This is a genomic window from Xanthomonas sp. NCPPB 3442 (genome assembly GCF_056725145.1).
The window spans coordinates 335,184-347,707 of sequence record NZ_CM161514.1 but is presented as its reverse complement, the minus strand read 5'-3'; the positions used below and the strand labels follow the sequence as shown (position 1 = coordinate 347,707).

At 65.6% G+C, this 12,524-nt stretch carries 11 protein-coding genes and 1 pseudogene; 4 read left to right on the top strand and 8 right to left on the bottom strand.

Annotated features, from left to right (window positions below; translation table 11 throughout):
• Window positions 1–114 precede the first annotated feature (114 nt).
• From AC1POX_RS01515 to AC1POX_RS01500, 4 genes are all read right to left on the bottom strand, one after another.
• Complete coding sequence (locus tag AC1POX_RS01515) at window positions 115–993, bottom strand: NAD(P)-dependent oxidoreductase (RefSeq protein ID WP_057681340.1); 879 nt, start codon at window positions 991–993, stop codon at window positions 115–117.
• Between the two features lie 34 nt (window positions 994–1,027).
• On the bottom strand, window positions 1,028–2,146 hold the full coding sequence (locus AC1POX_RS01510; protein ID WP_164738819.1) for an NADH:flavin oxidoreductase/NADH oxidase: 1,119 nt from the start codon (window positions 2,144–2,146) through the stop codon (window positions 1,028–1,030).
• Window positions 2,147–2,205: 59 nt separating this feature from the next.
• Window positions 2,206–3,087: an NAD-dependent protein deacetylase gene (locus tag AC1POX_RS01505; RefSeq protein WP_029818342.1), complete on the bottom strand. Its 882-nt coding sequence runs from the start codon at window positions 3,085–3,087 to the stop codon at window positions 2,206–2,208.
• Between the two features lie 278 nt (window positions 3,088–3,365).
• The gene (locus AC1POX_RS01500) at window positions 3,366–4,286 is read right to left on the bottom strand and encodes an alpha/beta fold hydrolase (protein ID WP_014089073.1); all 921 of its coding nucleotides are present in this window, start codon (window positions 4,284–4,286) and stop codon (window positions 3,366–3,368) included.
• 89 nt (window positions 4,287–4,375) lie between these two features.
• Here AC1POX_RS01500 and AC1POX_RS01495 point away from each other — a divergent pair, with 89 nt between their 5' ends.
• The gene (locus tag AC1POX_RS01495; protein ID WP_372356664.1) at window positions 4,376–4,804 is read left to right on the top strand and encodes a MerR family transcriptional regulator; all 429 of its coding nucleotides are present in this window, start codon (window positions 4,376–4,378) and stop codon (window positions 4,802–4,804) included.
• A gap of 19 nt (window positions 4,805–4,823) precedes the next feature.
• Here the strand turns inward: AC1POX_RS01495 and AC1POX_RS01490 are convergent, their stop codons facing one another.
• Window positions 4,824–6,104 (bottom strand): MFS transporter, encoded by a 1,281-nt coding sequence (locus AC1POX_RS01490; protein WP_218489582.1) that lies wholly within the window; start codon window positions 6,102–6,104, stop codon window positions 4,824–4,826.
• A 95-nt stretch (window positions 6,105–6,199) separates the two neighbouring features.
• Between AC1POX_RS01490 and AC1POX_RS01485 the strand changes: the two genes are divergently transcribed.
• Window positions 6,200–7,087 carry a LysR family transcriptional regulator gene (locus tag AC1POX_RS01485; RefSeq protein WP_338339380.1) on the top strand — a complete coding sequence of 296 codons (888 nt, stop codon included), beginning with the start codon at window positions 6,200–6,202 and terminating at the stop codon, window positions 7,085–7,087.
• A 286-nt stretch (window positions 7,088–7,373) separates the two neighbouring features.
• Here the strand turns inward: AC1POX_RS01485 and AC1POX_RS01480 are convergent.
• Window positions 7,374–8,251, bottom strand: a pseudogene (locus AC1POX_RS01480) (hypothetical protein).
• A 332-nt stretch (window positions 8,252–8,583) separates the two neighbouring features.
• On the opposite strand from AC1POX_RS01480, the gene AC1POX_RS01475 reads away from it, so the two are divergent.
• A complete protein-coding gene (locus AC1POX_RS01475) occupies window positions 8,584–9,252 on the top strand; it encodes a VOC family protein (protein ID WP_372356663.1) in 669 nt (222 codons plus the stop codon).
• A 137-nt stretch (window positions 9,253–9,389) separates the two neighbouring features.
• On the opposite strand, the gene AC1POX_RS01470 is transcribed toward AC1POX_RS01475, so the two are convergent.
• Together AC1POX_RS01470 and AC1POX_RS01465 are read right to left on the bottom strand one after the other, a co-directional pair.
• Window positions 9,390–10,202: a TatD family hydrolase gene (locus AC1POX_RS01470; RefSeq protein ID WP_031420743.1), complete on the bottom strand. Its 813-nt coding sequence runs from the start codon at window positions 10,200–10,202 to the stop codon at window positions 9,390–9,392.
• A 210-nt stretch (window positions 10,203–10,412) separates the two neighbouring features.
• The gene (locus AC1POX_RS01465) at window positions 10,413–11,330 is read right to left on the bottom strand and encodes a LysR family transcriptional regulator (protein WP_008575625.1); all 918 of its coding nucleotides are present in this window, start codon (window positions 11,328–11,330) and stop codon (window positions 10,413–10,415) included.
• A 125-nt stretch (window positions 11,331–11,455) separates the two neighbouring features.
• On the opposite strand from AC1POX_RS01465, the gene AC1POX_RS01460 reads away from it, so the two are divergent.
• Complete coding sequence (locus AC1POX_RS01460; RefSeq protein ID WP_372356662.1) at window positions 11,456–12,508, top strand: Rieske 2Fe-2S domain-containing protein; 1,053 nt, start codon at window positions 11,456–11,458, stop codon at window positions 12,506–12,508.
• Window positions 12,509–12,524: the final 16 nt, after the last annotated feature.

The window sequence follows — 12,524 nt, the reverse complement described above, 5'->3', positions numbered from 1 at the left end:
TAACGAGCCGGCATTTTAGAAGGTCCGCTGCATGTTTGGGTGAGCAAGCGGTGGGCCGTCGTGGCATGAAGCCAAGTGCCTTGCGCAGGGCTCAATCCGCGTTGCGCAGGGTGATCAGGCCACCTGCCCTGCCCGCCGCGCCGAGACGTCCGCCAGAACCGCCCAGTCTGCGTTGCCGTCGCCATGCGCAATGGCCTCGTCCAGCCCTGCGCGCAGCAGTTCGCCCAACGGCATCGGCACCTGCTTGTCGGCGCCGGCCTGGATGGCCAGGTCCACATCCTTGCGGCCCAGCGTGGCGGTGAAACCCGCCGGCAGGTATTGGCGCTGCATGATCAGCCGGCCATAGCCCTGGTAGGCGGGCGCGGCGAACAAGGTGCTGGTGAGCATGCCCAAAAATTGCGTGGCATCCACACCGTGACCGCGTGCCAGCGCACTGGCTTCGGCCATGGCGCCGATGGCGCTGGCCAGGCAGAAGTTGGCGGCCAGCTTCACTGCATTGGCCTGCTCCGGTGCGCGACCGATGTACCAGGTCTTCTGCCCCAGCGCATCGAACATCGGCTGCACCCGAGCCACGGCCGCTTCATCGCCGGCGGCCAGGATATTGAGCTTGCCGGCTTCGGCTACATCCACACGCCCAAGCACCGGCGCGGCCACGTAGGCCACGCCACGTTCGGCATGCAGCGCGGTCAACTCGTGTGCCAGCGCCACCGAAATGGTGGCCATGTTGACGTGCACGCTGCCCGCCGGCAGCGCGTCCAGTACGCCACGCTCCAGCACGGTCTGGCGCACTGCATTGTCGTCGGCCAGCATCGAAAACAGCAGCGGGCCATGCGCGGCATCGTGCGGTCGCTCCACCACCGTGGCGCCAGCGTCGTGCAGCGGCTGGGCGCGTTCGGGCGAACGGTTCCACACGCTCAACGCGAACCCGCCACGCAGCAGGTTGTGCGCCATCGGCAGGCCCATCGTGCCCAAGCCCAGAAATCCTATCGGCATGCGGTGTCCTTGTTTGGTATGACGTCAGGTGCAGTCAGTTGGCGAACACGCCCCGCGCATCGCGCGGTTCGCAACGCAGGTATTGCGGTGCCGGCGTGACCGATGCGCCCAGTGCCGCGGCGGCATGCCACGGCCAGCGTGGGTCGTACAGGATGCCACGCGCCAGCGCGATCGCGTCGGCCTGGCCTTCCTGCAAAATTGCCTCGGCCTGCGCCGGCTCGGTGATCAAGCCTACGCCAATCACCGGCGTGTTCACCTGCGCGCGAATCTCCTGCGCGAACGGAATCTGATAGCCCGCCTGCAACGGAATCTGCTGGCGTGGATCAAGCCCGCCGCTGGAGACGTGGATGTAATGCGCGCCGCGTGCATCCAGCGCCTGCGACAAGGCGATGCTCTGCTGCACATCCCAACCGCCTTGGACCCAATCGGTGGCCGAGATGCGCACGCCAACGGCGATTTTTTCGGACACTGCCGCACGCACCGCATCGAAGATGCGTAGCGTCAGCCGCATGCGGTTTTCCAGCGACCCGCCATACGCATCGCTGCGCTGGTTGCTCAGCGGCGACAGGAACTGATGCATCAGATAACCATGTGCGGCGTGCAGTTCGATCAACTCCAGGCCCAGCCGTTCGGCACGTTTTGCCGATGCGACAAAGGCGTCCACCACGGCATCGATCCCCGCCTCGTCCAATGCCTGCGGCACCGGCTGTCCCTGCCGGAACGGCAGCGCCGATGCAGACACGGTCTGCCAGCCATGCGCATGATCGGGTGCGATGGCCTCGCCGCCTTTCCATGGCAGATCGGTCGACGCCTTGCGGCCGGCGTGCGCCAGCTGGATGCCGATCGGCATCGGCGACCAGCGTCGTACCGAGTGCAACACCTCGGCCAGGGCCTGCTCGGTCGCATCGTCGTACAAACCAAGATCGGCGTAACTGATGCGCCCTTCCGGCACCACCGCCGCCGCTTCGAGAATCAGCAAGCCGGCGCCCGATTGCGACAAGGTGCCCAGGTGGATGCGATGCCAATCGCTGGCGCGGCCGTCCTGTGCCGAGTACTGGCACATCGGCGCAATGACAATCCGGTTGGCGAGCGCGAGCGGACCGAAGGTGATGGGGGAGAACAACTGGCTCAAGGCGGCATCCACAGCTGACATGGGGTGCTTATTGCACTGCGCCGCGCGCGCCGGCACAACCGCTGCGATGGATCACTGCGTCATGCAGAGCGCGCACCGGCGTCGTTGACGCTACGTGCACGCGGCAGGTCCGTCGGCCCGTGCAGGAACGCCAGCGCCTGCGCACACGACTGCTCCACCTTCAACGTCAGCAGCGCGTCCGCACGCGTGCGCCCGAAGTTGAGCGCGGCGATCGGCAAGCCGTTGCGCGCGGCGGTCTGCACGAAGCGAAAGCCCGAGTACACCATCAACGACGAACCCACCACCAGCACTGCATCGGCAGCGTGCAGATGCGCAAAGGCGCGCTCCACCCGCTCGCGCGGCACGTTCTCGCCGAAGAACACCACATCCGGCTTGAGCACGCCACCGCACACCGGGCACGGCGGCACCACGAAATGCTCGAAGGCCACATCGTCCAGATCGGCGTCGCCATCGGGCGCCTGCGCGGCCTCAAGCACTGCCCAGCCCGGATTGGCCTGCTCAAGCAACAGTTGAAATTCGCTGCGTGGCATGCGGCGCTCGCAGCCCATGCAGCGCACCACATCGAGCCGGCCATGCAGATCGATCACCGCCTGGCTGCCAGCGGCCTGATGCAGGCGGTCCACGTTCTGGGTGAGCAGCACTTCCAACTGGCCGCGCGCTTCCAGCGCAGCGAGCGCGTGATGGGTGGCATTGGGTTGTGCCAGGCCGAAGCGCGGCCAGCCGACCAGGCTACGCGCCCAATAGCGCTGCCGCGTGGACAGCTCGCCCATGAACGCCTGGAACGTCACCGGCTGTGGACGCTTCCAGCCGCCTTGCAGGTCCCGGTAATCGGGAATGCCCGAATCGGTGCTGCAGCCGGCACCGGTGAGCACGAACAGGCGCCGATGGCGCGCGATGAAGTCCTGCAGCGGGTGGTCGTCGTGGGCGGGGACAACGGTCATGTGGTAGTTCCGGAAAGCCATGGGAGCACGTTGCGCCAGCGCCACGTGCCCGGCCCGCCGCGGCGCCGTGTCGGCCGCCAGACCGGCGCGCTTGTTCGCGCATAGCTGTGCACATCACACCGTCGTCGACAAGTGAAGATGTACACCGGATACGCGCAACGCGCCGCCCTGGATGCAGGCACGCAGACGGTACAGCATCACGCCATGGCCGCGCAGGTGGTATCGAGCCGTTCGCGGTGGGGCATGTTGTGGCTGCCGGCGCTCAATGCGCGGCGCGTTCAGTGTTCGACAAAGCGCAGCAGATCCTGATTGAAACGCGCACTGTCCTCCAGGAACGGCGCATGCCCGGCATCCGGATACAGCACGGTCTGCGCGCGCGGCTGCAGCTGGCGCGCACGCGCCACGGTCGGCTCGGTGGCGACCAGGGCATCGCGCGCGCCGTACATCAGCAGGACCGGCAGGCGCGTGCGCTGCAGGCCGCCGACATCGATCGACATGCCTTGCACGGCACGCTGCATATCCCACGAGGCCAGCGATGCGTTGGCCAGCAAGGTCTCGAACACCGGCACCGGCGGTTGGGTGGCGAAGCACAGCCGCAGGAAATCCCGCACCGCCTGCAGATGCGTACGCAGATCGGGCGAAACCAGATCGCGATAGACCGCCGGATGCGCGCCCAACTGCTCTGCGCGCAGTTCGATCACACCGTCGACGTACACCACGCCGGCAAGCCCGGTATCGCCATATCGGCTCAGGTAGTTGCTGATCACCGCGCCGCCCAGGGACCAGCCCACCAGGACCGCCTGGCGCGCGTTTGCGGCCTTCAACACGGCAGCCAGGTCGTCAGCCCAACGCATGCCGTCTTGATACGCCGATGCGGCAGCCGGCCTGCCGGAAGCGCCATGCCCGCGCAAATCGTACGTAATCAGCCGATACCGCTGCAGGCGCACATCGGCCAGTTGTGCATCCCAATTGATGCGACTCCCGAGCAGGCCATGCACGAAGACGATGGCCGTGCCATCGGTGGCGCCGTGCTCCTGCACCGCCAGGCGCACGCCATCGGGTGCGGTGACGGTATAGCTGCGTGCGGTCGCAATGTCGCTCGGGCTGGCTGTCGCCCACATCGAACATATCAACATCACACACGCCAACAGGTAGCGCAGCGGCAGCATGCGGCTGCCGGGCAACAGGCGAACGGACATCGGGTGAGCTCCAGACGAATAAGAGCCGTGATCGTGCAGCCTCACACCAATGTGAGGGTCAAGCCGTGCGCGCAGCGTATGCTTGGCGCATGGCCGCTTGCTCCGAACCCTTGCTGCGCATTGGTGCGCTGGCGCAACAGACCGGCGCCAGCGTGCGTTCGATCCGTCATTACGATGCGCACGGGTTGCTGACATCCTCGCGCAGCGCCAACGGCTACCGGGTCTTTCCTCACGCATGCATTGCACAGGTGCGCCAGATACAGCGCCTGATTGCAACAGGTTTCAACCTGGATGAGATTGTCGGCTTTCCTGAGTGCATGCGCCTGGTGGAAGGCGCGCAGATGTGCCCGGAAACCGCGCAGGCGCATCGCGCGCGCCTGCAACTGATCGAGCGCCAGCTGGCCGATCTGGAGCGGCGGCGTGCGCATCTGTTGGCAACCTTGGCGCAGGCAGCCGGGGATGCAACGGCCGCCACGTCTTCAGCCGCGCAAGCCATACGGCGCCAGCGGGCGCGCTAGAAGCGTCGGGCGCGCTGCATCATTCGCCCCGCGCAGGATGCGGGGCAAACCGGCCATAGGGGCGTGCATCGTCGGCACGTTGGCGCAGCACGTATGCCGACGCAAGCGCCAGCATCAACAACGTCAGGCACATGCCGACCAACGCGGCCCAGCCGCCGTGTTGCCAGAACCAGCCGCCGAGCGCGCCGATCACGCTGGAGCCGGCGTAATACGCCAGCAGATACAGCGACGCGGCATGGCTGCGATGCGCACCACCGAGCCGGCTCACCCATGCGCTGGCGGCCGAATGCGCGATGAAGAACCCGATCGTCACCACCACGATGCCGGCCACCACCAACGCCAGCACGTGCGCCAGAGTCAGCGCCACGCCGAGCCCGCACAGCACGATGCCGATCGTGACCACTGGCCCGCGCCCGAACCGGTCCGATGCCGCACCGGCCACCGAGGAACTGACGATGCCGAACACATAGGCGCTGAAGATCATGCCGATCTGGCTCTGGCTCAAGCCGAATTCCGGCCCGCCCAGGCGAAAGCCGGCGTAGTTGTACAGGCACACAAACACACCCATCAACAGGAACGGCAGCGCGAACAGAAACGGCAGATTGCGATCGCGCAGGTGCCCGGCCCAGGCGCGCAGATGGAAGCGCAGGTTGATGCCGTGCCGGCGCACGAAATTGCGCGACGGCGGCAGCAGCCAGAAGAACGCCAGCGCGCACAGCAGGTCGAACACGCTCAACACCGCCAATGCGGTGCGCCAATCGGTGTAGTCGGTCAGCACGCTCATCACGATGCGCCCGCTCATGCCGCCAAAGGCATTGCCGGCCACGTACAGGCCGGTGGCCGCCCCCATCTTGTTGGCCGGCAATTCTTCGCCCAGGTACACCATCGCCACCGCCGGCACCCCGCCCAGCGCGATGCCGGACAAGGTACGCACCACCACCAGCGCGCCCCAGTGCGGCAGGAACGCAGCAATCAGATTGAGTCCTGCCGCCAATGCGATCGACACGAACATCAATCCGCGCCGGCCCAGGTTTTCCGACACTGCGCCAGCACCAAAAATCGCCAGCGCCAGCGCACCGGTCGCCAGCGACAACGGCAGCGAGGCGGTCGCTGGGTCCACCTTGAAGGCACGCGCAAATTCCGGCAACAGCGGCTGCACGCTGTACAGCAGCGAAAAGGTCGCAAAGCCGGCCAGAAACAGCGCCAGGCGAATGCGTACCGCTGCAGGTGCGTCGGTGTCTGGGTTGGAACGGGTGGGTGGGTCAGGCAGCAAACCCGGGCGATGATCGGAGGAAGACACGGCAGTGCACGTGTGACGTGGGAAGGGGAGTATTCGCCTGCCGCCCCCCCTGTCCAATATATGATGCTGGCAGTTGCCATATCTGGAACAGATGGATGGAGCTGCGTCACCTGCGCTATTTCCTCGCGGTTGCCGAAGAAGGCAACTTCACCCGCGCCGCCGCGCGCGTGGGCATTGGCCAACCGCCGCTCAGCCAGCAGATCCAGACCCTGGAACGCGAGCTGGGCACACTGTTGTTTCGGCGCACCCACAGCGGCGCCGAGCTCACTCCGGCTGGCGAGGCGTTTGTGGGCGAGGTGCGGCGCGTGCTTGCCGATGTGGAACGCGCCGCCGAAACCGCACGCCGGGTGGCGCGTGGCGAATCCGGACGGTTGCGCCTGGGCTTCACCGCCTCTGCCGCCTTCAGCCCGGTGGTGCCGCGCCTGATTCGCGACTTCCGCCGCAAGTGGCCGCAGGTGGAGTTGCTGCTGGAAGAAACCAATACCGCCAGCCTGCTGGTCGGGCTGGCCGATGGCCGTCTGGATGCGGCGTTCGTGCGCTATGGGCTGAGCACGCCACCGGATCTGCAATTGCTGCGCTTTGCCGACGAGCCGATGAAGATCGCCGTCCCCGCCGCGCACCCCCTGGCCACGCGCAACAGCGCGCCGTTGGCCGCACTGGCCGGGGAACCTTTCATTCTGTTTCCGCGCAGTTTCGGCTCGAGCCTGTACGACGAAATCCTCGCCGCCTGCCGCGACTCCGGCGTGACCTTGCGCATCACCCAGGAAGCGCCACAGATGTCGTCCATCATCAATCTGGTGGCCGCCGAGCTGGGCGTTTCGGTGGTGCCCGCCTCCACCGCGCAGCTGCAGCGGCCCGGCGTGCGCTATCTGGATATCGAAGGCCATATGCCGCTGGCGCGACTGGCCCTGGCCGCCGCGCCGGGTGGACTGGAAACCACACCGTTGGTGCGGCATTTGTGGGCGCTGGCCAAGTTGATCTAGCGCTGGCCACACGACCTACGATACAGCGACGTTCCTGCTTGATGCCGTTGGAACGATGTTGACCCTGGGCCCTGATCATTGACGAGAGCATGCACCGACCGCGAGGGGCCGGCGCTCACTGCAGACATCGTTCGAGTAGCAACCCATCGTTTCCCAGATCATCGACGTCTGGGCAGTGCCAGGTTGTTACTCGCGCAGGGAACACCGAGGCAGACGTTACGTGGCTGCGCTTTGGAAGACCAATCGCCGTCCTATGGAGACCATTGAGACTCTGCGGGCTCGCTCTTCAAGAAATGCCATGGCTGGCGCCACCGCGCATCCCAGCATCGCTTACCGCCTTCCGCCTGCTTGGTGAGTAACCATCCTGTAGGACATTGGCCAGCGCAGGCCGCAGATAATCAGAATAGCCCGAATCCTGACTTCGAAGCATCGCTTCAAGCGATATAGTGACACTATCGAAGTACGCGATGGCACCTCCACGGCAGCCGTCGTATTCGATGCCGGCACCATTGGCATCAATCCTCGTCAGTTCATTCAAGATGCCTTCCAAATCTTTTATATTTAAATCGATATCATTCAAGATATCCTTGTTTTCGCCTCGGCTTGAGAGCTCGTCTTTCAGCAGCTTCAGCCGGGCCAGGAAATCGTTCGCTTTTGCAAGATGCGATTCCAGTTTTTTTGATTGCTGATTTTTTTCTCAAAATCCAGCAGTGTGCGTTCGATTCGGTGAAGGTGGCGCTCAGCGATATAGCTATCTTCACCGCCCATGCGCTCCAACGCCTGTTTGTCCCGGTCAATGATTCCCTTGAGAATATCGAGATTGAATGCTTGCCGGCCGCCAACACCTGTTCTCGCGCAGCGTTCCTGAAGACTCCGCCACTGGTCTTCCAGAATGATCGCGCGCTGTAGCATCGATTGGCGTTGCTCGGTCAACTTTTCCAACTTCGATTGGGGGCGCGACTGGGCGGTGGGTTGGCTCCTACTCCCGGAGGGTCTGCGGGCCGGTCGCTCCAGGGATGACAGCCACATATCGGCAATCTGGCGTCCGGGGCAACCCTCGACGGCAGTGTGCTCCTGCGGCCCAGCCGTCATGTTTCCTGCATGCGGCATGGGGTTGCTGGTGGACGCTTCGGCGGTGCCATGCTCCGGCAACGCGGGCGCCATGTTTGCAGAGGGTATGCGTAGGCAGTTTCCCATTTGTACATCTCCCATGCTTTTCTAAAGCATAGGCAATGATGCGCACGCCGCGTCCACGCCGATGGAAATCCCGCTTGCGTATGCGAAGGCCCGGCCTGCGAAGCAGCGAACTGTCGGGCAACTAACGAGTGGCTGTGAACATTGAAATTGATCGATGCCAGCAATTGCAGGCAAAACTCAGCCAGGTCAGCCCGCAGGCCGGCACTTACTCACCACCGGTTACGACGCGCAGAGTGAAACGCTTGACCTCAACTGCGCTTGAGGTCGTTCAATGCCGGTTTTCCAACGACATTGCCGCCATGCATCTGCGTCATCTGGTACTGCCCTGCCTGGACCCCGACCTGACCCTGCGCTTCTACCGCGATGTACTGCAGTTGCCCATCCATGGCAACGCGGTGCGCATCGGCTGGAGCACACTGGAATGCGTGCAGGCGCAGCGGCCGGTGGGCAGCGTGCATCTGGCCTTCAACGTGGCCCCGTCGCGCTTCCAAGCCGCTGCGCAGTGGATTGGCGCACGCGCCACCTTGCTGAGCGATGCACACGGTCGCGAGCATTTCGCCCTGGACGGCGTGTGGCAGTCGCACTCGGTGTACTTCGCCGGGCCCGATGGCGCAGTGCTGGAGTTGATCGCGCGCAATGCCTTGCAGGATGCACCGGTCGGTGAAGGCCAGTTCGGCGGCGAAGAACTGCGGTGCCTGAGCGAAATCGGCCTGCCTAGCAGCAATGTCGAGGTGGTGACGCGCAGCCTGGCGCATCACTTCGGCCTGCAACCCTTCGCCCCGCCGCTGGAGGGCTTTGCGGCCTTGGGCGATGACCACGGCCTGTTGATCGTGGTCGACCAGCGCCGGCGGTGGTTTCCGCAACAACGGCAACTGCCCTGGGCCGACGGCCTGCGCATCAGCGTGGACGCGCCAGAACCCGGCCTGCGCCTGCGCGATGCGCAGGGGTGGGAATTGCTGGCCGCGTAAACTTCCGCGCGCAGCTCGATCCACTCAGCGCCGCGCACAGCAGCACTGCGCTCACCGCCGGCAGATACGGCCGGCTCGGTGCGGCACGTGTGCACTGCGGTAACAGCGCGCGATTGCAGCACGATTGCGAAATGCTGTCAGCCGCTCGTGGCGCTGGCAGGCTCCGGCAAGCGGAAGAACGCACGCGCCGCGGCCGTGCTGTTGGCGGCGGTCACCGCGACATCTTCACCACGATCGCGCGCCAGCTCTTGGACGATGTGCGACAGGAACATCGGCTCGTTGCGGCGGTCCTTGGGCATCGGCTTTAGCGTGCGCGGCAGCAGGTACGGCGCATCGGTTTCGATCATCAACCGGTTGGCCGGAATGTTGCGCACCAGCTCGCGCAGGTGCGCACCGCGGCGCTCATCGCACAGCCATCCGGTGATGCCGATGTAGTAGTCGCGGTCCAGATACGCGAACAGTTCTTCGCGCGTGCCGGTGAAGCAGTGCACCACCGCCGCACCCAGGCGGCCTTCGAAGCTGCGCATGATGGCGATGAAATCCTCATGCGCATCGCGCTGGTGCAGGAACAGCGGCTTGCCGTTGTCGGCGGCCAACTGCAGCTGGCGTTCGAAGGCCTTGTGCTGCGCAGGGCGCGGCGCAAAATCGCGGAAGTAATCCAGCCCACACTCGCCCACTGCCACCACCTGCGGATGCGCCTGCAGGGTGCGCATTTCCGCTTCGCATTCGGCAGTGAATTCCACTGCGTGATGCGGATGCACGCCGGCGGTGGCGTAGAGAAATCCGGGGTGTTGCTGCGCCAGTTGCAGGGCCAGCGGCGAATGCTCGCGGCTGGCGCCGGTAATCACCAGCTGCGCCACCCCGGCATCGCGTGCGCGTTGCAGCACCGCATCGCGATCGCGATCGAACGCGTCATGGGTGAGGTTGGCGCCGATATCGATCAATTGCATGCTGCGGTATCGCCTGAAAGAACAGGGGTGATTGTACTGGGTGAGGTTGCTCATCCGCCCTGCGGGCACCTGCTCCGGCAGGCGGGGGAAAGAACATCCGTAACGGGATCTGCATGCGGTCAGCGGTGCCTGCAGCCACGAGCCTGCACGAACGCACGGCCTTTCCCCTGCGGGAGAGGGGCAGGGATGAGGGCCGCCTGCGCGACACACTCACCCCACCGCCGGCACCGCCATCGCATCGATCTTTGCCGCCAGCGCCTGGATCGCCAGCTGCGCCGAGCGCGAGAGCTGCCGCTGCGGGGCCACGCACAGCGCCAGCGTCATCGGTTTGGTCAGGTGCTGGCGGAACGGCACGAAAGCCAGGCGCCCGTCGGCCACGTCCGGGGCGGCGTCCAGCCACGACATCAGCCCCACGCCGGCGCCGGCACGCACCAACCCACGCAGCGTGCGCACGTCGTTGCAATGGGTGAGCCGCTTCACGTCGATGTGCTGGCGCTGGTACAGCACCTTGGCGTGCTCGCCGACGATCAACGGCGCGGCCGGCAGCAACAGACGGTGCTCCAACGTCTCGCTCAGCTGCAGTTCGGTACGGGTGCTCAACGGGTGCCCCACCGGCATCGCAATGCCGAGCGGAATGTCCGCAAACGCGCGCACCTCCAGGTCCACGCTGCTGACCGGGTCCAGCAGCAGGCCGATATCCACATCGGCCGAGGTCACCATTTCCATCACCCGCTGGTTGCGCGCGGTGGACAGGTTGAAGGTGATGCCCGGGTACTCCTGCACCAGCGCGGCCACCGCCGCGGGCACCACGCCTTCGCTGAGCGCGTCGATCATGGCGATCTCCACATGCCCCCGGCGCAGGCCCTTGAGCTCGTCGAAGCGCTCCAGGGTGCGTGCGTAGGCCTTCTCCCAGCCGCGCACGTCCACCAGCAACAGCTCGCCGGCGGCGGTGAGCCGCAACCGGCCGGGCAGGCGCTCGAACAGCTGGGCGCCCAGTTCTTCCTCGGCCTTGAGGATCTGCCGGTCGATCGCCGACGCCGACACGTGCAACACCTCGGAGGCCTTGCGGATGCTGCCGCAGCGGGCCACTTCGATGAAATACCGGGTAAAGCGCGAAAAGGTCAGCATGCGGCGGGGCTCGGTTGGCGTTGCATTTTTTGCAATGGCTTGGCGGAAAAACGATGTTTGATCACACACCCCCGGCTTCCTAGAGTCAATCCGGCACCGCTCCCGCCCCACGCCAGAGACCGCCCATGGATGTCGCCGTCCCCGCCCTGCCGCTGCACTGCACCTTCGAGGCCGCCGATTGGCAGCGCCTGGCCCGGCACTGGCATGCGGTGGCGCTGAGCAGCGAGGTGAGCGAAGCGCCGTTCAAGGCCACCCTGCTGGACGAGCCGCTGGTGTTGTACCGGCTGGGCAGCGAGTTGGTGGCCGCGCGCGACGTCTGCCCGCACCGCGGGGTGCCGCTTAGCATGGGCACGGCCGATGGCGGCGGCGTGGTGTGCGCCTACCACGGGCTGCGCTTCGGCGCGGGCGGGCGCTGCAACCAGATCCCGGCCAGCCCCAGCCAGAACATCCCGGCCAGGATGCGTCTGCACACCTATGCGGTGGCCGAACGCTACGGGCTGATCTGGGTGTGCCTGGCCAAGCCGGCCGGGGTGAGCGATGCGGACATCCAGATTCCACCGATGCCGGGCTGGGACGAGGAAGGCTTTCAGCAGATCGTCTGCCCGGCCTTCGACATCGGCGGCAGCGCCGCGCGCCAGCTGGAAGGCTTCATCGACGTGGCGCATTTCGCCTTCGTGCACACCGCCACCTTCGCCCAGCCGGACAAACGCGAGGTGCCGGCCTACACCACCACCGAAACGCCGACCGGCTTCAACGCCGATTACCTGAGCACCGTGGCCAACTATTCGGTGGACATGCCGCTGCCCGACGTGGCGCCGGACTTCCAGTGGCTACGTCATTTCGAGGTGCATCTGCCCTTCACCGCCACGCTCACCATCCACTTCCCGGTACCGGGCAAGCGGTTGGTGATCATGAATGCCGCCAGCCCGGTGTCCAAGCACACCACCCGGCTGCTGGTGCCGATCGCGCGCAATTTCGACACCCATCTGCCGGTGGAAGACGTGCACGCCTTCAACCTGCGCGTGTTCGAAGAAGACCGCGCCATGGTGGAAGCGCAGCGGCCGGAGTATTTGCCGCTGGACCCGCTGCTGGAAGTGCACATTCCCGCCGATCGCAGTTCCATCGCCTATCGCCGCGGGCTGCGCAGCCAGGGCTATAGCGACTTCTTCCTGCGCTGACGGCCGAGGACACCCG

Excerpts from the sequence above, each read along its gene's own strand:
- AC1POX_RS01495 (WP_372356664.1), top strand. The coding sequence starts at position 4,376 with ATGGCCGCTTGCTCCGAACCCTTGCTGCGCATTGGTGCGCTGGCGCAA.
- AC1POX_RS01465 (WP_008575625.1), bottom strand. The coding sequence starts at position 11,330 with ATGCTGACCTTTTCGCGCTTTACCCGGTATTTCATCGAAGTGGCCCGC.
- AC1POX_RS01475 (WP_372356663.1), top strand. The coding sequence starts at position 8,584 with ATGCATCTGCGTCATCTGGTACTGCCCTGCCTGGACCCCGACCTGACC.
- AC1POX_RS01460 (WP_372356662.1), top strand. The coding sequence starts at position 11,456 with ATGGATGTCGCCGTCCCCGCCCTGCCGCTGCACTGCACCTTCGAGGCC.
- AC1POX_RS01485 (WP_338339380.1), top strand. The coding sequence starts at position 6,200 with ATGGAGCTGCGTCACCTGCGCTATTTCCTCGCGGTTGCCGAAGAAGGC.
- AC1POX_RS01510 (WP_164738819.1), bottom strand. The coding sequence starts at position 2,146 with ATGTCAGCTGTGGATGCCGCCTTGAGCCAGTTGTTCTCCCCCATCACC.
- AC1POX_RS01500 (WP_014089073.1), bottom strand. The coding sequence starts at position 4,286 with ATGTCCGTTCGCCTGTTGCCCGGCAGCCGCATGCTGCCGCTGCGCTAC.
- AC1POX_RS01515 (WP_057681340.1), bottom strand. The coding sequence starts at position 993 with ATGCCGATAGGATTTCTGGGCTTGGGCACGATGGGCCTGCCGATGGCG.
- AC1POX_RS01505 (WP_029818342.1), bottom strand. The coding sequence starts at position 3,087 with ATGACCGTTGTCCCCGCCCACGACGACCACCCGCTGCAGGACTTCATC.
- AC1POX_RS01470 (WP_031420743.1), bottom strand. The coding sequence starts at position 10,202 with ATGCAATTGATCGATATCGGCGCCAACCTCACCCATGACGCGTTCGAT.